The organism is Streptomyces desertarenae (genome assembly GCF_042681365.1).
Classification (GTDB): domain Bacteria; phylum Actinomycetota; class Actinomycetes; order Streptomycetales; family Streptomycetaceae; genus Streptomyces; species Streptomyces desertarenae.
In genome coordinates this window covers 282,274-302,704 of sequence record NZ_JBHUFU010000005.1, presented here as the reverse complement: position 1 = coordinate 302,704, position 20,431 = coordinate 282,274, and the positions used below count along the sequence as shown (strand labels likewise).

Below are 20,431 nucleotides of genomic sequence, written 5' to 3'. Positions count from 1 at the left end.
TCGGCAGCCGGGGGCCGTCCGGCGCGCCCGGGGGCCGTCAGTCGAAGACGACCCCGCGCAGCGCACCGGCCGCCGCCCGGTCCAGCAGCACCACCGAGGCGCAGCCCGCGGGCGGCCGTCCCGCCTCCGACTCCGCCACCAGGCGCCGCACCGCCCTGCGGTGCCGGGCGAAGGCGTACGCCGACACCCCCCGGCCCCGCTCCGCCTGCCCGGCCAGCGCCACCGGGGGAGGCACGTCCAGCAGCACCATGTGCAGCGCCCGGCCGCGGCGCCGCGCGTCCAGTGCCAGCCAGCGGCGCACCCAGCTCTGGGAGCCGCAGTCGTGGACCACCACGCTCGCCCCCGAGGCCAGCGCCCGGCCCAGGGCGAGGTAGTGGGCCGCGCGGACGAGGGGGCGGTAGAGGGCGTACGGCAGCCCGGCCGGCAGCCCCGCCTCCCAGCGCTCCCGCATGTCCTGGGAGTCGATCCGCACCACCGTCTCGTGGGCGGCCACCACGCGCCGGATCAGGGTGGACTTGCCGCTGCCCGGAAGGCCGGAGACGACCACCCGGTCCCCGGCGGGGAAGCGCAGGACCCGCACCCCCGTCGTCCCGCGCAGGTCGCGCCCGCCCGCCAGTGCCGGCGCCGGCGCGCGCCGCGGCACCGCCCCGGCCCCGCCCTGCGCCGCACAGGCGCTCTCCAGGCTGCTCACTGGTAGGCCTCCCCGCTGTCCGCCACGTGTCCGCGGCCGTACCCAGAGCGTGTCAAGCGGGACGGCGGCGGACAAGGTGACTACCCATTCCGGGCGCGTCCCGACACATTCCGCCTTCCCCCCGCTCGCGGGCGCACCCCAGCGGGGCACGCCGCGCGGTGCGTCCGGCCGCCTCCGCACGGCTCCGCGCCCGCCCGGCCCGCCCCGGGGCCGGGCATGCGATGATGAGCGCGCGAACTGCATACCGGCCGCTTGAGCCCGCGCGGGAGAGTTCCCGGGAACCGCTGGTCACAGCGGGTTTCCGGGGCGCCGAAGGAGCAAGTCCTCCCTTGAATCTCTCAGGCCCCGATACCGCGCGGGCGAGGCACATCTGAAAAGCGGACGTCTCCCGCGGGAGGCGTCCCACCCAAGGTGCAAGCCGTGGTCCGCCCGTGCGGACTTGTGGCGAACCTCTCAGGTTCCGATGACAGATGGGGAGGGCCTGGTCCTCCACCGTCCCCCGTCCGTCCATCGTGTCCATCGGTCCCGCCGGGCCCGTCCGCGGCCCGGCCACCTCGCCTGGGAGCCACGACCATGAGCGATTCCCCCCGACGCACCGCCCTCGACGCCGTCCACCGCGCCCTCGGCGCGACCATGACGGACTTCGCGGGCTGGGAGATGCCGCTGCGCTACGGCAGCGAGCGCGACGAGCACAACGCCGTGCGCACCCGCGCCGGCCTGTTCGACCTGAGCCACATGGGCGAGATCACCGTCACCGGGCCGCAGGCCGGCGAACTGCTGGACCACGCCCTGGTCGGCCACCTGTCCGCCGTCCCGGTGGGCCGGGCCCGCTACACCATGATCTGCGAGGAGTCCGGCGGCATCCTGGACGACCTGATCGTCTACCGGCTGGGCGCCGAGGAGTACCTGGTCGTCGCCAACGCCGCCAACGCGCAGGTGGTGCTGGACGCCCTCGCCGAGCGCCGCGACGGCTTCGACGCGGCCGTGCGCGACGACCGCGAGGCGTACGCGCTGCTGGCCGTCCAGGGCCCCGCCTCGCCCGCCGTCCTGGCGAAGCTCACCGACGCCGACCTGGACGGGCTGAAGTACTACGCCGGACTGCCCGGCACGGTCGCGGGCGTGCGGGCGCTGATCGCCCGCACCGGCTACACCGGCGAGGACGGCTTCGAGCTGTTCGTCTCCCCCGGCGACGCCGAGGCGCTGTGGTCGGCGCTGACCGAGGCCGGCGCGGCCGAGGGCCTGGTGCCGTGCGGGCTGTCCTGCCGCGACACCCTCCGGCTGGAGGCGGGCATGCCGCTGTACGGGCACGAGCTGACCCGGGCGACCACCCCCTTCGACGCGGGGCTCGGCCGCGTGGTGAAGTTCGACAAGCCCGGCGACTTCACCGGCCGCGCCGCCCTGGAGGAGGCCGCCCGCAGGACGCGGGAGAACCCGCCGCGCACGCTGGTCGGCCTGGTCGCCGCCGGCCGCCGGGTGCCGCGCGCGGGGTACGCGGTGGTCGGCGCGGACGGCTCGGTGATCGGCGAGGTCACCTCCGGCGCCCCCTCCCCCACCCTGGGGAAGCCGATCGCGATGGCGTACGTGGACGCCGCCCACGCCGCCCCCGGCACGGAGGGTGTGGCCGTGGACATCCGCGGTACGCACGAGCCGTACGAGGTCGTCGCGCTGCCGTTCTACCGGCGCGAGCGCTGACCCCGCAGCGGCCCCGGCAACCGGCGCCGCGCCGCCCGAACGGCGGTCCCGCCCCGTCCCACCTGGCAAGACCCGTTTTCCTCACCCCCCTTCCCACCAGGAGAATCACGCCATGAGCAACCCCCAGCAGCTGCGCTACAGCAAGGAGCACGAGTGGCTGTCGGCCGCCGAGGACGGTGTGGCGACGGTCGGCATCACCGAGCACGCCGCGAACGCCCTCGGTGACGTCGTCTTCGTCCAGCTCCCCGAGGTCGGCGACACGGTGACCGCGGGCGAACCCTGCGGCGAGCTGGAGTCGACCAAGTCGGTCAGCGACCTGTACGCGCCCGTGTCCGGCGAGATCACCGAGGTCAACCAGGACGTGGTGGACGACCCGGCGCTGGTGAACTCCGCCCCCTTCGAGGGCGGCTGGCTGTTCCGGGTGCGGGTGACGGAGGAGCCCTCGGACCTGCTCTCCGCCGACGAGTACGCCGCCTTCACCGGCGAGTGACCCTCCCGGCCGGCACCTTTGCCGGTCCCCCGGCCGGCACCGGCCCGAGCGCCGGTGCCCCGGGCCGCCCGCCCGTTCCGCCCGCCTCCCGCACGCCACGATCGGAAAGATCAGGATGTCGCTTCTGAACTCCTCCCTGCACGAGGTCGATCCCGACGTCGCCGCGGCCGTCGACGCCGAGCTGCGCCGCCAGCAGTCCACGCTGGAGATGATCGCGTCGGAGAACTTCGCCCCGGTCGCCGCCCTCCAGGCCCAGGGCTCGGTCCTCACCAACAAGTACGCCGAGGGCTACCCCGGCCGCCGCTACTACGGCGGCTGCGAGCACGTCGACGTCATCGAGGACATCGCCCGCGAGCGGGTGAAGGCCCTCTTCGGGGCCGAGGCCGCCAACGTCCAGCCGCACTCGGGCGCCCAGGCCAACGCCGCGGCGATGTTCGCCCTGCTCGACCCGGGCGACACCATCCTCGGCCTGGACCTGGCCCACGGCGGCCACCTGACCCACGGCATGCGGATCAACTTCTCCGGCAAGCTCTACGACGTGGTCGCCTACCACGTCGACGCCGCCACCGGCCTGGTCGACATGGAGGAGGTCGAGCGGCTGGCGAAGGAGCGCCGCCCGAAGCTGATCATCGCCGGCTGGTCGGCCTACCCGCGGCAGCTGGACTTCGCCGCCTTCCGCCGCATCGCCGACGAGGTGGGCGCGCTGCTGATGGTGGACATGGCGCACTTCGCCGGCCTGGTGGCCGCCGGGCTCCACCCGAACCCGGTGCCGTACGCGGACGTGGTCACCACCACGACCCACAAGACGCTGGGCGGCCCGCGCGGCGGCGTGATCCTGTCGAAGCAGGAGTACGCCAAGAAGATCAACTCCGCGGTCTTCCCCGGCCAGCAGGGCGGCCCCCTGGAGCACGTCATCGCGGCGAAGGCCGTCGCCTTCAAGATCGCGGCGACGGAGGAGTTCGCGGACCGCCAGCGCCGTACCCTGGAGGGTGCCCGGCTCCTCGCCGAGCGGCTGACCCGGCCCGACGCGGCCGAGGCGGGCGTGTCCGTGCTGTCGGGCGGCACCGACGTCCACCTCGTCCTGGTCGACCTGCGCGACAGCGAGCTGGACGGGCGGCAGGCCGAGGACCGGCTCCACACGGTCGGCATCACGGTCAACCGCAACGCCGTCCCGAACGACCCGCGCCCGCCGATGGTCACCTCCGGGCTGCGCATCGGCACCCCGGCGCTGGCCACGCGCGGCTTCACCGCCGACGACTTCCGCGAGGTCGCGGACGTCGTCGCCGAGGCGCTGAAGCCCTCCTTCGACGAGACCGCGGCCAAGGGACTGGCCGCCCGCGTGTCGGCCCTGGCCGAGAAGCACCCGCTGTACCCGGGCCTGTAGGGGCCGCGGGCTACGGCACCCCGGGTGCGCCGCCCCACCGGGCGGCGCACCCGGCACCCCGCACGTCCCGCGCACCCGCGGGACCCGAGGGCCCGTCCACCCGGCGGGCCGCGAACCACGAGCAGACAAGGGAGTCCGCCACCGTGGCCATCTCCGTCTTCGACCTCTTCTCCATCGGCATCGGCCCCTCCAGCTCCCACACGGTGGGCCCGATGCGGGCGGCCCGGATGTTCGCGCTGCGGCTGCGGAGGGAGGGCGTGCTGGACCGCACCGCCTCGCTGCGGGCCGAGCTGTACGGCTCCCTGGGCGCCACCGGGCACGGCCACGGCACGCCGAAGGCGGTGCTGCTGGGCCTGGCGGGCCACGCGCCGCGCACGGTGGACGTCGAGGCGGCGGAGGCCGAGGTGGAGCGCGTGCGGCGCTCGGGCCGGCTGGGCCTGCTGACGGCCGACGACGGCGGCGACGGCACCGCCGTCGGCGGGGGGCGGGAGATCCCCTTCGACGTCGACCGCGACCTGGTGCTGCACCGCCGGCGCTCGCTGCCCTACCACGCCAACGGCATGACGCTGGTCGCGTACGACGAGGCCGGCGCGGTGCTGCTGGAGAAGACGTACTACTCGGTCGGCGGCGGCTTCGTGGTGGACGAGGACGCGGTCGGCGAGGACCGCATCAAGCTCGACGACACCCGGCTGAAGCACCCGTTCCGCACCGGCGACGAGCTGCTGCGCGCCACCCGCGAGACGGGCCTGTCGGTCTCGGCGCTGATGCTGGAGAACGAGCTGGCGTGGCGGAGCGAGGAGGAGATCCGCGCGGGCCTGCTGGAGATCTGGCAGGTGATGCGCGCGTGCGTGGCGCGCGGCCTGTCGAAGGAGGGCATCCTGCCCGGCGGGCTGAAGGTCCGCCGCCGGGCGGCCGCCTCGGCCCGGCGGCTGCGCGCCGAGGGCGACGCCGCGGCGCACGCCATGGAGTGGCTGACGCTCTACGCGATGGCGGTCAACGAGGAGAACGCGGCGGGCGGCCGCGTGGTGACCGCTCCCACCAACGGCGCGGCGGGCATCATCCCGGCCGTGCTGCACTACGCGATGGAGTTCGTCCCCGGTACCGACGAGGACACGGTGGTGCGCTTCCTGCTGACCGCGGGCGCCATCGGGCTGCTGTTCAAGGAGAACGCCTCCATCTCCGGCGCGGAGGTCGGCTGCCAGGGCGAGGTCGGCTCGGCCTGCTCCATGGCGGCCGGCGGGCTGGCCGAGATCCTGGGCGGCTCCCCGGAGCAGGTGGAGAACGCCGCCGAGATCGGCATCGAGCACAACCTGGGCCTGACGTGCGACCCCGTCGGCGGCCTGGTGCAGATCCCGTGCATCGAGCGCAACGGCATGGCCGCGGTCAAGGCCGTCACCGCCGCGCGGATGGCCCTGCGCGGCGACGGCCGCCACCACGTCTCGCTGGACAAGGCGATCAAGACGATGAAGGAGACGGGGGCGGACATGAAGGTCAAGTACAAGGAGACCGCCCGCGGCGGGCTCGCGGTCAACGTCATCGAGTGCTGAGGGGCTGTTCCGACCTGCGGCTCCTGCCCTTTCGGAGCGGTCGGGCCTTTCCCGTCCGCCCGCCGGGCAGCACGGCCGGTCCCGTCAGGCGGCCCGGTCTCCGCCACGTCGACGCCGAAGGCACGTTCCACGGTCTGCGGGACGTCGGCTCCCCGCGCCGGCGACGGTCGGCGAACCCGCGGCGGGACCGGCGCGGGCGCCCTCCGTGCGGGCCGCGCCCTGGTCGGCGCACCTCTTGGCCCCGCGCGCACGGCGGGCCGGGCGCTGCCCGTCCCGCCGTGACCGTGCGTCGGCTCAGGAGCGCAGTTCCAGGGTGCAGCACTTCACGCTGCCACCCGCCTTGAGCAGTTCGGTGAGGTCCACCCCGATCGGGTTGAAGCCGCGGGCCGACAGCTCGGCGATGAGGCCTTCGGCGACCTCGGGGAGGAAGACGTTGAGACCGTCGGAGAAGGCGTTGAGCCCGAAGACGGCCGCGTCCTCCTCGGAGGCCAGGATCGCGTCGGGGAACATCTCCCGCAGAACCGCCCGGCTGCCCGGGGTGAAGGCCGCCGGACAGTACATGATCTCGGTGTCGGAGAGGACTGCCAGCGCGGTGTCCAGGTGGTAGTAGTGCGGGTCCACCAGGGTCAGGCTCGTCACCGGCAGGCCGAAGAACTCCTGCGCCTCCTGGTGGGAACGCGGGTCCGTGCGGAAACCGGTGCCCGCCAGGATGCGGCGGCCGACCAGCAGGTAGTCGCCCTCTCCCTCGTTGATGTACTCGGGCCACAGTATTTCGCGGTACCCCTGCCGGGCGAACCAGGCGAGGTAGGCGGGGCCTTCCGCGGTGCGCTCGACATGGCGGAAACGTGCGCCGAGGACCTTGCCGTCCACCACCGTCGCCCCGTTCGCGGCGAACACCATGTCGGGCTGTCCGGGCAGGGGGTCGATCACCTCGACGGTGTGGCCGAGCGACTCGTAGAGTCTTCGCAGACGTTCCCACTGGAGCATCGCCAGACCGGTGTCGACCGGCTTCTCCGGGTGCATCCAGGGGTTGATGGAGTACGACACCTCGTAGTGGGCCGGTCGGCACATCAGGAGGCGGCGCGGGACTGCGGTGCGGGTCACGGACATGTTCGGGTCTCCTTTGCCTGCACTGGCAAGTGGTTGCACGGGGATTGCCCGCGGCACGGCCTCGGCCGTGCCGCGTGCCGATGGGGCGGGGTCGTCCGCCGTCGGCCTCCCCTGGCGGTGCGGGTGCTGTACGCGGGTCAGGTTCGGGGCCGGACCACCACCTCGATCGACGCGGCGGCGTCCTGGGCTCGCCGGCGCGCCTCGGCCGCGTCGGAACCGGTGGCCACGACCGAGCCGACGCGGTCCCGGCCGGAGCGCAGCGCCCGGGTGACCGATCCCGGCCCGGCGAGGACGTCGGCGGAGACGACGCCCGGGAGGCGGGTTGCTGCCGATGTGCCCCCGACCCGGATGACCTCGCCCGGTTCCGCGGAGACGAACCAGCTCGCGGCACCGCCGGCCGCGCGGTCGGGCAGGTCGGCGCGGGGGGCGTCGCCGCGCATCACCGCCAGGTATTCGCGGGTGATGTCGATGCCCCAGGCGAGGTCGATGAGCGTGATGATCCCGTCGCCGGGCATCCGCCCCGCGCACTCCACCAGGTGCGGCTCGCCGTCCACCACGATCCACTCGCAGTGGACGAAGCCGGTGGCGAATCCGACGGTCCCAAGGAGGTGCTCGGTCGCCGAGCGCAGGCGCTCGCTCAGCTCCGCGGGGATGTCGGCGGGCACGGTGTGCCCGAGTTCCACGGGGCGGTCGCCGGGGAAGAGCGACTTGGCCGTCACGTTGCCGAAGAGGGCACGGCCGTCCCGGACCAAGAGTTCGACGCTGAACTCCGGTCCGGACAGAAAGGATTCGGCCAACATCCGGACCGGTACGGTGCTCTGCGCGGCCATGGCCCGGTGCTCACGGACGGTGCACTCCGTCCACGCCTCCGCCACGTCCTCGGCGGTGCGGATGATCCTGGTGCCGATCGAGCCCTGCCGGTTGGCGGGCTTGAGGACCACCGGTCCCCCGGTCTCGGCCATGAGCTTGCGGACCTCGTCCGGGTGGGTGACCGGACGCGATACCGGGTTGCGCACCCCGCTGTCCGCGGTCACTTCCCGGAGCAGCCCCTTGTCGCGCAGCCGGTCGGCCGCCAGGGGGCCCGCGCCGGGCAGGCCGAACAATTCGGCGAGCCGCGCCGCGAACGGCACGGCGTACTCGATGCCGGGGATGACGGCGGCCGGCGGCCGGCCCTCGTACTCGTCGTGGAACCGGGCCGCAGCGCCCTCGGCCTCGTAGTCGGTCGTGATCAGTTCGCAGGGAGCCCCGGCGGCGGCGAGCACCGCCGCCAGGTCCTTCTCGCGGGCCGCCGCCGGCGTGTCCACGAAGAGCGTCGTGGTGTCGCGGTGGTGCTTCTGCGCGACGTGCTTCCAGCCCGCCGTGTAACCGACGATGATCACCGGTCGGTTGTCGGACTCCACCACTGAATGCCTCCTAGGGGGTTGGTGTCGCTGTGGGGGCACTGTGCCGGGCGGGCTCCGCGCGTGGACGCATCGCGACTGCCGCGGCAAGCGTCGACAGCAGTCCCAGCGCACCCCAGACCAGCCACACCCGGTTGCCGAGCGCGTCCCAGCCGAAGGTGCCGATCACCGGCCCCAGCGCGCTGCCGAGCCCGAACGCGGCCTGGGTGAGGCCGAGGTAGCGGCCCTTGGACCCCGGGGGGGCGAGCTTCGCGGGGTAGGTCCACATGGTGGGCCCCCCGACCATCGTGCCGAGGACTCCCACCAGCGTCGCCGCCACCAGCAGGGGGACGTACTGCGGCGCGACGTACATCGCCTGCCCGCATCCCAGGAGCAGCAGTCCCGCACAGGCCGCCAGCCAGGCGGGCCAGCGCTGGGTGAACCGGGTGATGAGCAGTTCCAGGGCGATGATGGCCGCCGCGGACAAGGTGATCACCCAGGTGTAGGCGGTGGGTGAGTAGCCGGCCTCCTTCATGGACAGCGGCAGGGCCACGAACGACTGGATGAAGATCGCCGCGCTGAGGAACATCGCCAGGAGGAAGAGCATGAAGCGGACGTCGCGGACGATGAGCGCGTAGCCGGCACGTCCCGGGACCGCCCCGTCCCCGGCCTCTCCGGTCTTCCCGGAGTCCCCGGCCTCCCCGGAGTCCGCGGCCCCCGCGCGTGCCGTGCCGTCCCTCGGCAGCGCGATGACCGCGATCAGGGCGTACGCCAGCGAGGCCAGTCCGCTCACCCAGAACAGCAGGTTCCAGGAGACCGTCACCAGCCAGGCCGCGAACAGCCGCCCCACCGTCGCGCCCAGGTTGAGCGCGATCCGGTTCATCGAGAACACCATGACGTGGCGTTCCTCGGGCACCAGGTCGGTGAGCAGGCTCAAGGACGCCGGGCGGTACGCCTGGATCATCGCTCCGGAGGCGGCGATGACGGCGACGACGACGTGGTAGTTGCCGATCATCGGCACGGCGGCGGTCAGTGTCGCGGCACAGGCCATGGCCAGCACGATGGTCCTGCGGGGGCCGAGGCGGTCGGCCAGCTCTGCGCCGAACATCACCCCCGCGATGGTGCCGACGCCGTACGCGGTGAGCGCGATGCCGGCCTGCCCGGTGGAGAAGCCGCGCCAGACGAGGTAGAGCACCAGGAAGGGCTGGACGAAGCCGCCGACCTGGTTGACGAAGACGCCCAGGAGCAGGAAGCGCACAGCCGGATGGCTCTGGCGCAGAGTCCTGACGGCGCCCCACGTCCCGGCGTCCCCGGCCGCCTCGTTCCGCTTCCCGCCCTTCCCGTCCTCTTCTGCCGGTGCGGCGCTCATCGGGTGTCCTCCGCCCCGGCGGCGGTCCGGTCCGCGGCGCCCGGTGTCGTCCGGGACCACACCAGCTCGGGTGCCGCGTCCGCGTCGAGTGCGGGTGCGGGACGGCGTTCCAGACCGATCGCCTCGCGGGCGCGGGCCAGGCTCGCCTCGCACTCCTCGACCGTGTCCGCGACGCATATCGCGTAGGCGTAGCGGGAGATGTAGCCCCGCGGAGGGAGGCGCAGGACGTCGCCCGGCTCGACCAGGGCCGCGGCCTGGTGCAGCCCCGGGACTTCGCCGGGCCGCGGAAGCCGCACCCGGTCGACCGTGCAGTCCTCGTCCGGATAGGCGAAGTGGATGGCCGCGGCACGGCCGCGGCCGTCGGCGGTCGGCACGACCGGGCGGCCCAGGGCGGCGCGGGCCGCGACCCGGCCGGGGTCGATGCCGTTGGACAGGGCCCCGAGGTAGGGGATGAGTCCGCCGCCCAGACGGGCGTTGACCTCGATCAGGCGCGGCCCGGAGTCCGTCAGCTTGAGCTCGGTGTGGGTGATGGCGTCGGCGGCGCCGAGCAGCCGGTGGACGTCGGCGAGGAACGCCGTCAGCTCTTCCGAGGACAGCAGCGGGTCGCGCGGGTCGACGAGGTGGCCCTCCTCCTCGAAGTAGGGGGGCAGGGCCACCCGCTTGCGGGCGAGCGCCAGGGGTTGGTAGGCACCGTCGGCGAACAGGCCGTCGACGCTGATCTCCGGACCGTCGACGTACTCCTCGACCAGCACGGACGCCGTGAAGACCGGCACCCCCGGATAGCTGGGTGCTGCGGCCTCCCGGTAGGCGCCGGCGAGTTCTTCCGCACAGGACACGAAGACGACACCGAGGCTGCCCGCCAGTCCCCGGGGCTTGAGCACCACGGGATAGCCGATCGCGTCCGCCGCCTCGGCGGCCTCGGCGAGGGAGGAGACGGCCACCGAACTCGGCTGGCCCACACCGGCGGCGGCCAGCAGCTCTCGGGTGCGGCCCTTGTCCCGGCAGTTGCGGACGGCCTCCGCGCTCATACCGGGCAGGGACAGGGCGTCGGCCACGGCGGCGGCGGGCTCGACCAGCGCCTCCGAGAAGCAGAAGACACCGTCGACCGGGCGGCTGCGCCGCAGTGCCCGGGCGGCGTCGACGAGCGCCTGCGGATTCGAGGTGTCGACCTGGGTGAAGCCCGTCAGGTACGGCTTCTGCCAGGTGGGTTCCCCGGAGTCGAAGAGCCAGAGTGGATGCTCCGCGGCGGCCCCCGCCAGCAGGTACTCGCGGTACAGGCGTATGCCGCTGCCGACGACGACGAGGACGCCGTCGTGCGGGCCGGCCGATTGCGGGTTCGTCATCTGGTTCCATCTCCTCCTGTGGGCTGTCGTCGTGCCCTGCGGCCCGGCGGGGGCCGGATTCCGGTCGCGGCGGGGCGCGTCAGCCGATGGTGTAGAAGCCGTCGCCGTCGAGCTGGCGGATGGTTCCGTGGTCGCGGCGGACGATCTCCTCCACTTCGTGGGCGAGGTTGACCAACAGCGGGATCTTGAAGTCGTCGACGGTCCGGTGGATCGGGTCGCCGGGTGCCACGGCCATCTTGAGCTCGTGGAAGCTCTCCAGGGTGCGCACCTCGGGAAGCCGGGGGTAGTCGACGAGGGTGCCGGAGCGGGGTGCGATCAGCCCGATGGAGGCGATGTACCGTTCGATGCGGTAGTCCTCCCCGCACCGGTCGAGGAAGACGTCCGGCGCGAGATAGGCGTCGGCGGTCCACTCCAGCTGGCTCTCTCCGAGCGCGGTCCGCACCAGTGTGGGCAGGCCGCCGCCGCACAGCCGGGCGCCGCTCTCGATCAGGCAGGGGCCGTCGGGGGTGAGCTTCAGTTCGGTGTGCGCCGGTCCGTTGGCCACACCGAGCGCGTCGAGCACTGCGAAGGTGTATGCGACCAGTTGCTCCTGTACCTCGCCCCGCCGGGGAAGCAGGTGCGCCCCGTCGAGGAGGTCGCGCACCCCGTTGGCGGAGATGTGGGTGGTCCGCCATATGTCGCAGACGTGGTGCCGCCCGTCCATGCTGACCGTGTTGACGTAGTACTCGGTGCCGAAGAGGTACTCCTGCACCAGGATGGCGTCGTTGCGGGACGCGACGGCGTTGTCCTTGCCGAGCACGGCGCGGACGGCGGCCCGCACCTCGTGGCCGGACTCGCAGAACCGGACTCCTTCGCTGCCGGAGCTGCGGACCGGTTTGACGACGACCCTGCCGCCCAGTTTGCCGGCCCACTCCACGGCCTCGTCCTCGTCGGAGGTCATCAGCTGCTCGACTCCGCGCAACCCGGCGGCCCTGACCGTCTCGACCATGCGGAACTTGTCCCGGCGAGCGGCGCTCTTCGCCGTGCCGTTGGTCCGCAGGCCCAGCGACTCGCTGAGGGCGTCGGCGAGTTCCACTCCGACTTCGCCGCCCGGCAGTACGGCCACCGGGCGGTGTTCGGCGAGGACCGAGGCGGTGGCGGCCGGGTCACCGCGATGGACGATGTTGGTGTCGAAGTCCTCCGGGACGAACTGGGGGGCAGAGACGGCGGGGATGCGTCCGGTGCTCTGGACGTGGACGACGCGGTGGCCACGCTCCCGCAGCAGGGGGGCGAGGCGGTTCGCCGAGGAGTAGGCGTCGACGATGGCGACGGTCGGCGCGACGGATGGGGGCACGGGGGCTCCTTTGCTCGGAGGGGCTCCTCGCCCTCGCCGACCGTCAGTCGGCGAGGGCGAAGACACCCTCCCGGTTGCGGGAGTGGTAGTGAGCGATGTCGGCGAGGACGGTGGCTTCGTCCTGGTGGCGCAGCCACAGCACGAAGGTGGCGTTCTCGTCCAGTGAGGGCTCCAGGAGCGTCTCCGGCTCGGGGATGCGTTCCGTTCCCGCGTACGAGGGGCGGGCCAGCAGCTCGGCGAGGCCGATCACCCCGGCGAACCGGCCGGGGGTGCGGACGATGAAGGAGTAGTCGGCGACGAACCCGGGGTGCCCGGTGTCGGCGAGGGCGACGGGCCGTCCGGTGGTGAGCGCACCGTGTTGACCGGGTATGCCGAGCAGGTCGCACAGTTCGGGCAGTGGGGAGGCCGCCTGCCGGCGTGCGAACTTGACCACCTTGGTGACGTGCTCGGCGACGACGAGTTCGAAGTGCACCGGTCCGTCGGTGATGCCGGCGGCCTTGACGACCTTCTCCAGTTCGGTGGTGAGCCTGGGGAGCAGCGGGGAGTCGGAGGCGACGTTGATGACGCTGGTGAGGATCGTGCGTACGCCCTCCTCAAGGGTGAAGCAGCGCCAGCAGTCGGTGATGACCAGGCGGCCGTCGTGCACGACGGCGTTGGCGAAGTGCGGGGTGCCGGGCACCAGGGCGTGCGCGACGACGCGGCTCCCGGTCCGCCGCCACAGGTGGGCGGTGTCCTCCTCGGACAGCGGGGCGCCGGGGCGGTGGAACAGCGCCGATCCCATGTCGTCGGAGACGTCCGGGCGTACCACCACGGTGCCGGAGGCGGCCAGGAGGTGGTGGGCCAGGGACGCCGGACTCTCCAGGACGGTCAGGTCCAGGGCGAGCGCAGGGTCGCCGGCGGCGACCACCGCGTTCTGGCCCGTCTTGGTGCTCACCTCGGGGAGTCCTGTGTTCCGGTCGTCCTGCGGTGGTGTGGGCATGGTCGGACCTGCTCTCAGACCTGCTCGAAGTGGAAGGACTTGATGAAGCAGTCGCGGGGTTGGCCGACGGCGAAGAGCACGCACTCCGACAGCGACTGGGAGGTGAGCATGGAGTCGGCCGTGCGCGGTGCCGTCTCCCAGGCCTCCGACAGCGGGTCGTTGTTGCGGAAGTCCGGCGGGTAGAGGGAGATGACCCGCACGCCCTTGGAACGCAGGCGCTTGGAGAGCACTTCGGTGAAGCCGGCCTGGGCGTGCTTCGCGGCATAGAAGGCGTCGTGGGCGCTGGAGCGGTGGTTCCCGGGGACTCCGCAGACGGACACCATGGTGACGATGTCGGGCTGCTCGGAGGCGAGCAGCAGGGGCAGGAAGTTCTTGACGGTCAGGACCGTGCCGACGGCGCCCGAGGCGATGGTGTCGATGACGTCGTCGTCCGAGGCGGAGAGCAGGTCGGTGCCCTCGAGCCAGCGGGCGGCGTTGTTGACCAGGATGTCCACGTGGTCGGTGATCTCGCCGACCCGGGTGGCGAAGCCGCGCACCGACGCGGGGTCGGCCAGGTCGCAGGCGAAGGCGTGCACGCGGTCGTGGCCGAGGGCGCGGATCTCGTCGCGCACCTTCTCCGCGCCCTCGGCGGTGCGGGCGGAGAGGAAGACCTCGGCGCCCTCCTGGGCGAAACGGATCGCGAGGGTGCGGCCGAAGTCGCGGGAGGCGCCGTTGATGACGACACGGCGGTCGCCGAAGCGGTTGCTCATGGTGGTGTCCAAGGTCGTTGTGGTGGGGAGGTGGCAAAGGGTCTCAGGGCGCCGGGAAGACGAGGCCGCCGCCGGAGGGCTCCTGGGGGAGCCGGTGCAGCAGGTAGTCCACCGCGGCGCGGGCCCACTCCTGCGGGCCGGGATAGGCATGGTGCTCGTCCGGCAGGCAGGTGGCGAGCATCTCGGTGTCCACGGCGCTGTCCGGGGCGACCGCGGCGACCTTGACGTGGGCGGGCACTTCCTTGGCGACGGCGCCGACGTAGCCTTCGACAGCGAACTTGGCGGCGCTGTACGCGGCGAGGAACTCGCGCGGGGTGCGGCCCCAGCCGGAGGAGACGGCGACGAAGGAGCCCCCGGACTCCAGCATCAGCGGCAGGAACGCGTGGGCCATCGTGTGCACGCCCTCGACACTGACCCGCATGATGTCGCTGAAGACGGCGGGGTCGACCTCCCAGACGGGCCGCTGCGCGTGGATGGCGCCGGCGTTGGCGACGACCAGGCGCGGCACGCCGATCTCGGCGACGGTGGTCCGGGACCACCGCGCGACGGCAGCGGCGTCGGTGACGTCCACGGCCTCGACGACGTGCCCCGGTCCGAGCCGGTCGCGCAGTTCGCCGACCGCGTCCGCGGAGCGGCCGCAGCCGGAGACGGGGTGGCCCAGCTCGGCGAACCGCAGCGCGAGCGCACGGCCCATCCCCTTGGTGACACCGGAGACCACCACCGGATACCTGTCGTTCATCTCTGTCGCGCTTTCCCGTCGATGACTGTGATGGGGGTCGTTTCTCCGTCGCGCGCAGGAGCGGAGGCGGGCAGGACGGCTCCTGCGGGGTCGAGGTCGTACACCTGGTGTGCTCCGGCGGCGTCGGAGCCGCCGAGCGTCCGGGACGCGCCGAAGAAAGCGTATCTGCGTACGAACAGGAAGCCGGTGCCCGCGGCGGATGCCGCCGTCAGGTCCTGGCGGGAGTCCCCCACCAGGACCGTCCGCTGCGGCGCCGCGCCCGTCCGGGCGAGGATCTCACCGAGCCGTTCGGCCTTGGGACGCTCACCGCCCCGTACGGACCGGAAGGCGTCCAGCAGCCCCCTCGCGGCGAGGACCCCCTCGGCCTCCGCGGTGAGCGTTCCCGTCGCGACGTGCAGTTCCGCACCGAGCGAGGTCAGTGCGCGGACCAGCTCGTCGGCATGGGCACACAGCGGGACCTGCCGGTAGCGCTCGGCGAGCAGCTCGGCGTAGGCACCGGCGTAGCGGTCGAAGAAGTCCTCGAAACCGGAGCACTCGCCGCTTCCACCGAGGTGCTCGCGGTGGAAGGCGGCGAAGTGCTCGCGCCGGGACCGGCCGAACGTCCGGCGGAACTCGTGGAGGAAGTCCTCCACGAGTTCCGGGTCGAAGTCCGCCAGCGCGGTGCGCATGCACACGACTTTCAGCTCGTTGGAGTCGACCAGTACGCCGTCGAGGTCGAAGACGACCGCGTCGTGGCCGGCGAGCCAGGGGAGCAGACGGTCAGCCATCGCGCAGCGCGGTCTCCAGCCGGCCGGCCGAGAAGGCGTTCGCACCCACCGCGGCGAGGGACCGCAGCACCCGCAGCTTGACGTCCAGGCTGTGCTCCGTGGTCTGTTCCAGGCACTGCACGTAGGAGGGGTGGACCCGGTCCATGCCCGCCAGGGCGTACAGCGGGTTCGCCCCCCACCTGTACTTGTCGAGCAGCGTGGTGAACCGGCGTGCCGCCGTCTCCAGGAGGGGCCGCAGCCGGTCGGGCGGAGTGCCGAGGGCTGCGAGCAGCTGCTCGGTCCGCGTGTTGCCGGCGCCCCGTCCCATGCCCAGGACGGTGGCGTCGAGCCAGGTGGCCCCCGCGTCCGCCGCGGCGAGGGTGTTGTGCAGTGCGAACCCCTGGTTGTCGTGGGCGTGGATCCCCACGGGGGCGTCCTGGCCTGCGCGGAACCGCTCGACCAGGGCGGCGATCCGCTCCGCGGACATGGAGCCGAGCGAATCGGCGATGTAGACCGCCTCCAGCGGAGCCATTCCGGCGACCGCGTCCACCGCCCGGGCGAGCCGGTCGCCGTCGGCGAGGTCGATCTGCATCAGGTTCAGGCAGACGCCGAACCCCGCGGAACGCACTGCCTCCACCAGGGCCCCGGTCTCGGCGGTCCGGGCGTGGTTGACGGCGATCCGCACCAGGTCGATGGGCAGCGGCCCGGTGGCCAGTCGCTCGGCGAGCCGGGACCCCGCCTCGGCGGCGCGGTCGCCGAGCAGCGGCCCGGCGTCCACCATGACCGCGAGCCGCGTTCCGCGGTCCCCGGACAGGGCGGCCGCCAGGTGCGGGGGGAAGCCGTCGGGGAGCCGGCCGTACGGCCCCCGGCCGGCGTCGCCCGGCCCGGCATAGCCGAGTTCGACCACGTCGACGCCGACCTCCGCGCAGGCGGCGAGGTAGCTCTCCACCAGCACGTCGTCGAAGGCCCAGTCGTTGTAGTAGCCGCCGTCGCGCAGTGTGCAGTCGAGGACCGTCACCGCCGGCCTGTCGACGGCTCTCACTTCTCGTCCAGGTCGGGGAGGGTGCCGGTGAAGTCCACATGGTGGATGCGGCGCATCGGCGCCCAGTTGAGCTTGCCGTCGTTGCCGGGGTGGCGTTCGAGCAGTCCGCCGTCGGCGTGCATCATGTCGTCCCACTCCTGCACCTTGGGGTGCAGGTCGTTGGCGCGCAGGAAGTCGCGGACGGGCTCGAAGTGGTCCTCGGCCTCGACGTACATGAACAGGGTCAGCGGATCGATGTAGAAGATCTGGAGCTTGCGGACGCCGATGGTCTCCAGCGCGCCGCCGGGGCCGACGATCTCGGGCCAGACCTCGCGGTGCATGGCGATGTACTTCTCGGCGGCTGCCTCGTCGCGCAGGCGTATGGTGAAGGCGTGGTTCTTCATCGGGAGAGCTCCTTGGAGAGGGCGAGAAGGTTCTCGTAGGTGCGGTGGACCTCGGTCCACGTCTCGTCGTCCAGCACGTGCCGACTCGGACCGCGGACGAGCGTGTTCTTGACGATGCCGCGCTCCTTCAAGAAGCGCTTGGCGATCGACAGGTAGTAGTCGGTGCTGTTCATCATGTGGCACATGAGGTAGGACAGCGGATGGCCGATCCTCTCGGCGTCGTCCCGCCGGCCCTCCTCCAGCAGGCGCCACAGCACCACGACGATCTCGGCGATCTCCGTCGCCGGGATGGTGCCGACCAGGCCGCGGCGGTGGCAGTCGAGCAGCATCATGCCGCCGTCGCCCTCGAAGATCCGGGCCCGGCCACCGGTGGCGTCCCGCAGCTGGCTGACGCGGGGCGGCGTGGGCTGCGCCTCGGGCTTGTACAGCACCCGCTCCTCGCCGTACTCCTCCAGCAACCGCGCCTGGACGGCGATGGACAGAGGCTGCTTGGCCAGGCTCTTGGCGTGGTGGATGATCACGGGGATCTCCACCGACTCGATGACCCGGCTGTAGTAGTCGGTCATCTCCTCGTCGCCCAGGGGGAGCGTGGTGGGGTGCATCACGAGCAGGGCGTCGACTCCGCACTCCTGCGCGTGGCGTGAGTACTCGATGGCCGCCTCCGCCGTCTCGGCGCCGGTGCTCATCACGGAGATGCCGCGTCCCTCGGCGGCCTTGGCGGAGATTTCGGCGACCCGCAGCCGTTCGCCGTGGGTCAGCCGGAGCAGCTCCGACATCTGGCCGACGACAAAGCCGTCGCTCCCCACCTCGAACATGTGGTCCGTCTGGGCGAGGAAGTCGTCCTCGTCGAGGGCGCCGTTCTCCGTGTAGGGCATCAGGACCACAGGTAGGACGCCCCTGATCTCCTTGGTCATCGTGCACTCCTGCGTTCTGTGTCGCGGCTTGGGACCGAACTGGTGGAAGGGGCCGCCGCTGCTTCGGTGACCAGGTCGGCCACCTCGGCGGCGGCCCAGGGGGCCATCTTGAAACCGCCGCCGTTGAAACCGGTGGCGAGCAGCAGCGAGGAATCGCGGGACAGGGGCCCCACCCGTGCGGCGGTGCCGGGGGCGTGGCATTCCGGGGCCCGCAGCCCCCCGCCGGCGTGGCTGTCGTCCATCCAGCGCAGCCGCTGTCCGGCGGCCTTCCGGATCGACTGCGAGTGGGCCGGGTCGGCCGGTTCGTGCCGGTCGGCGTCCTGGAGGCGCAGACCGGTGGGGTGGCCAACGTAGACGCCGGCGGAGTCCGGGTCGGGCCTGCCGTTGAGGTCGTACAGGTCGTCCATGTACGCCGGGTGTCCGGTCAGGGGGGTGGACGGGAACCTCAGGTCGACCTGGATCGCCTGGATCCACATGTCGTGCGGGATGCCCCACGAGGAGAGCAGGGCGGGGGTCCACGCGCCGGTCGCAAGGACGACCGTGCCGGCGTGGACGGCACCCGGTCCGGTGCGGACGCCGGTGACCCGCTCCCCGCTGCGGAGGAGACCGCGGACCTCGACGCCCTCCATGAGCCGGCCGCCCTTGCGCTGTCCGGCCCGCAGGTAGCCCCGGGTGACCCGGTCCGCGTCGAGGTACCCCGAGCGGGGTTCCCACACGGCGCCGTGGCACTCCCCCCTGAGGAGGTGCCCGAAGCGCCGGGTCACCTCGGCGGGGGGCAGCCACTCGGCGGGCACTTCGGCGGCGGCGATCCGCGAGGTCTCCGCCCGGGCGTACTCGACGCGGTCGGCCCGCGGCACGTACAGGAAGCCGCACGTGTGGAACGGCACGTCGACGCCGGTGTGCCGGACGAAATCGTGGAAGTACCGCCAGCCGGCCACGGCGCGGTCGGTCAGCGACGGGGTGTCGTGGTAGCAGCGGACCACACCGCCGCACCAGGCGGTGGTGCCGCTGCCGGCCCGGCGGGTGTCGACGGCCGTGACCCGCAGGCCCCGGTCGGCCAGTTCGTGGAAGACGGCCGCTCCGATGATCCCGGCGCCGACGACGACCACGTCGGCGGTCGACGTCCCGCTCGCGGCTTCACTCATGGCTGCCGCTGAGGACGGCCGGCCGCTCGACGGCTCCCGGCTCCGCCCGTGTGCTCAGCAGGATGGAGTCGAGGATCTCGCCGGCCCTCACGGCGACCATGGACAGCAGGGACGAGGTGATGCCGTGGGTGTGCTCCGTGCCGCCCTGGAGGTAGACCCCGGCCCGCACCGCGGGGTCGGTACGCACCCGGTAGTCGCGTTCGACGCACAGCCGCCCGGCGGCGTCGCGGACGCAGAGCCGATCGGCCTCGCCGAGCAGCGCGGCGGGGTTGAAGGGCCGGTACCCGGTGGCGAACACCACGGCGTCGGCGTGCAGCTCCTTGGCCGTCGCGGTCGTGAGGTCCTGGACGCGCACCACGGCCCTGTCCGGCCCGTCGTGCACGTCGGTGACCCGGGAGGTGCGCAGGATGCGGAGCCGTCGCTGGCCGCGGACCTTCTCCTGGTACTCCGTCCGGTAGAGCTCCTCGATGAGGTCCATGTCCACCACGGAGTAGTTGGTGTTGCGGTGGTAACCCATCAGCTGGGCCTTCACCTGGCCGTCGGCGTGGAAGTACACGTCCACGGCCTCGGGGTCGAAGACCCGGTTGGCGTACGGGCTGTCGTCGGCGGGGCCGTACCCGTACCGGGAGAACACCGCGCACACCTCGGCGGACGGATAGGTCCGGTGCAGGTGCCAGACGGCCTCGGCCGCACTCTGGCCGGCGCCCACCACGACGAAGCGGGTGGGGGCGGCGTCCTCCTTGATCTCCTTGAGGTTGGGCAGCAGGTCGCTGCTGTGCCAGACGCGTCCGGAGGCGGTCACGCCCTCGGGGAGGAACGGCCGAAGCCCGCACGCCACCACCACGTTGCGGGCCCGGTGGACGGTCTCCTCCCTCTCGCCGGGGCGACGCGAGACCACTTCGAACAGGCGGACCTCGCCGTCCGTGACGACCGGGCGGACGGCGGTCACCTCGGAGTCGTAGCGCACCATGTGGCTGACGCCGCCGGCTGCCCACTCGAGGTAGTCGTGGAACTCCTCACGGGTCGGGAAGAACGTCTTCTGGTTGATGAAGTCGACCAGTCGTCCCCGCTCGTGGAGGTACGGTACGAAGCCGAACCTGCTGACCGGTCTGCGCAGGGTGACGAGGTCCTTGAGGAACGAGACCTGCATGGTGGCGCCCTCGATCAGCATGCCGCGGTGCCAGCCGAAGCTCTGCTTGCGCTCCAGGAAGACCCCGGTGATCGTCCGCTCCCCCCGGACGGCCTCGTTGTGCTCCTCCATCGCGATCGCCAGCGCGAGGTTGGATGGACCGAAACCGACGCCCACCACATCGTAGACGGGGTCGATTTCCGCTCTCAGTTGCGATTCAGACATTCTCGTCCTTACCGTGCGGAAAAATGCACTGGAGATCACTGC

19 protein-coding genes and 2 riboswitches are annotated in these 20,431 nt (G+C 72.5%); of the genes, 4 read left to right on the top strand and 15 right to left on the bottom strand.

What is annotated here, in order from left to right; all coding sequences use genetic code 11:
* Positions 1-37: 37 nt before the first annotated feature.
* The gene (locus tag ACFSJS_RS11230; RefSeq protein ID WP_380899265.1) at positions 38-682 is read right to left on the bottom strand and encodes an AAA family ATPase; all 645 of its coding nucleotides are present in this window, start codon (positions 680-682) and stop codon (positions 38-40) included.
* 262 nt (positions 683-944) lie between these two features.
* A riboswitch (glycine riboswitch) is annotated at positions 945-1,055 on the top strand.
* Positions 1,056-1,171, top strand: a riboswitch (glycine riboswitch).
* Positions 1,172-1,264: 93 nt separating this feature from the next.
* On the opposite strand from ACFSJS_RS11230, the gene gcvT reads away from it, so the two are divergent.
* The 4 genes from gcvT (at position 1,265) to ACFSJS_RS11210 (ending at position 5,804) form a co-directional block, all read left to right on the top strand.
* The gene (gene gcvT / locus ACFSJS_RS11225; protein ID WP_380899203.1) at positions 1,265-2,383 is read left to right on the top strand and encodes a glycine cleavage system aminomethyltransferase GcvT; all 1,119 of its coding nucleotides are present in this window, start codon (positions 1,265-1,267) and stop codon (positions 2,381-2,383) included.
* A 112-nt stretch (positions 2,384-2,495) separates the two neighbouring features.
* Positions 2,496-2,873 carry a glycine cleavage system protein GcvH gene (gene gcvH, locus ACFSJS_RS11220; protein ID WP_380899202.1) on the top strand — a complete coding sequence of 126 codons (378 nt, stop codon included), beginning with the start codon at positions 2,496-2,498 and terminating at the stop codon, positions 2,871-2,873.
* Between the two features lie 115 nt (positions 2,874-2,988).
* Complete coding sequence (locus ACFSJS_RS11215) at positions 2,989-4,257, top strand: serine hydroxymethyltransferase (RefSeq protein ID WP_380899201.1); 1,269 nt, start codon at positions 2,989-2,991, stop codon at positions 4,255-4,257.
* A gap of 143 nt (positions 4,258-4,400) precedes the next feature.
* Positions 4,401-5,804, top strand: coding sequence for an L-serine ammonia-lyase (locus tag ACFSJS_RS11210; RefSeq protein ID WP_380899200.1), 1,404 nt, complete (start codon positions 4,401-4,403; stop codon positions 5,802-5,804).
* Between the two features lie 294 nt (positions 5,805-6,098).
* On the opposite strand, the gene ddaH is transcribed toward ACFSJS_RS11210, so the two are convergent.
* The 14 genes from ddaH to ACFSJS_RS11140 form a co-directional block, all read right to left on the bottom strand.
* Complete coding sequence (gene ddaH / locus ACFSJS_RS11205) at positions 6,099-6,914, bottom strand: dimethylargininase (RefSeq protein ID WP_380899199.1); 816 nt, start codon at positions 6,912-6,914, stop codon at positions 6,099-6,101.
* Positions 6,915-7,051: 137 nt separating this feature from the next.
* Positions 7,052-8,314, bottom strand: coding sequence for an ATP-grasp domain-containing protein (locus ACFSJS_RS11200; RefSeq protein ID WP_380899198.1), 1,263 nt, complete (start codon positions 8,312-8,314; stop codon positions 7,052-7,054).
* Between the two features lie 13 nt (positions 8,315-8,327).
* Positions 8,328-9,662: an MFS transporter gene (locus ACFSJS_RS11195; protein ID WP_380899197.1), complete on the bottom strand. Its 1,335-nt coding sequence runs from the start codon at positions 9,660-9,662 to the stop codon at positions 8,328-8,330.
* The gene (locus tag ACFSJS_RS11190; protein ID WP_380899196.1) at positions 9,659-11,005 is read right to left on the bottom strand and encodes an ATP-grasp domain-containing protein; all 1,347 of its coding nucleotides are present in this window, start codon (positions 11,003-11,005) and stop codon (positions 9,659-9,661) included. Before ACFSJS_RS11190 ends, ACFSJS_RS11195 begins: the two co-directional genes overlap by 4 nt.
* 79 nt (positions 11,006-11,084) lie before the next feature.
* Positions 11,085-12,338 carry an ATP-grasp domain-containing protein gene (locus ACFSJS_RS11185; protein ID WP_380899195.1) on the bottom strand — a complete coding sequence of 418 codons (1,254 nt, stop codon included), beginning with the start codon at positions 12,336-12,338 and terminating at the stop codon, positions 11,085-11,087.
* Positions 12,339-12,381: 43 nt separating this feature from the next.
* Complete coding sequence (locus ACFSJS_RS11180; protein ID WP_380899194.1) at positions 12,382-13,272, bottom strand: hypothetical protein; 891 nt, start codon at positions 13,270-13,272, stop codon at positions 12,382-12,384.
* Positions 13,273-13,331: 59 nt separating this feature from the next.
* A complete protein-coding gene (locus ACFSJS_RS11175; RefSeq protein WP_380899264.1) occupies positions 13,332-14,066 on the bottom strand; it encodes an SDR family oxidoreductase in 735 nt (244 codons plus the stop codon).
* Between the two features lie 43 nt (positions 14,067-14,109).
* Positions 14,110-14,805, bottom strand: coding sequence for an SDR family oxidoreductase (locus ACFSJS_RS11170; RefSeq protein ID WP_380899193.1), 696 nt, complete (start codon positions 14,803-14,805; stop codon positions 14,110-14,112).
* Positions 14,802-15,572 (bottom strand): HAD family hydrolase, encoded by a 771-nt coding sequence (locus ACFSJS_RS11165; RefSeq protein WP_380899192.1) that lies wholly within the window; start codon positions 15,570-15,572, stop codon positions 14,802-14,804. Before ACFSJS_RS11165 ends, ACFSJS_RS11170 begins: the two co-directional genes overlap by 4 nt.
* Positions 15,565-16,593 carry a beta/alpha barrel domain-containing protein gene (locus tag ACFSJS_RS11160; RefSeq protein ID WP_380899191.1) on the bottom strand — a complete coding sequence of 343 codons (1,029 nt, stop codon included), beginning with the start codon at positions 16,591-16,593 and terminating at the stop codon, positions 15,565-15,567. Before ACFSJS_RS11160 ends, ACFSJS_RS11165 begins: the two co-directional genes overlap by 8 nt.
* Entirely contained in the window at positions 16,590-16,976 is a 387-nt protein-coding gene (locus ACFSJS_RS11155) for an L-rhamnose mutarotase (RefSeq protein ID WP_380899190.1), read from the bottom strand. The genes ACFSJS_RS11160 and ACFSJS_RS11155 overlap by 4 nt, the downstream gene beginning before the upstream one ends.
* Positions 16,973-17,890: a dihydrodipicolinate synthase family protein gene (locus ACFSJS_RS11150; protein ID WP_380899189.1), complete on the bottom strand. Its 918-nt coding sequence runs from the start codon at positions 17,888-17,890 to the stop codon at positions 16,973-16,975. Before ACFSJS_RS11150 ends, ACFSJS_RS11155 begins: the two co-directional genes overlap by 4 nt.
* Positions 17,887-19,035 carry an NAD(P)/FAD-dependent oxidoreductase gene (locus tag ACFSJS_RS11145; protein WP_380899188.1) on the bottom strand — a complete coding sequence of 383 codons (1,149 nt, stop codon included), beginning with the start codon at positions 19,033-19,035 and terminating at the stop codon, positions 17,887-17,889. The genes ACFSJS_RS11150 and ACFSJS_RS11145 overlap by 4 nt, the downstream gene beginning before the upstream one ends.
* Positions 19,028-20,389 (bottom strand): lysine N(6)-hydroxylase/L-ornithine N(5)-oxygenase family protein, encoded by a 1,362-nt coding sequence (locus ACFSJS_RS11140; RefSeq protein WP_380899187.1) that lies wholly within the window; start codon positions 20,387-20,389, stop codon positions 19,028-19,030. Before ACFSJS_RS11140 ends, ACFSJS_RS11145 begins: the two co-directional genes overlap by 8 nt.
* Positions 20,390-20,431: the final 42 nt, after the last annotated feature.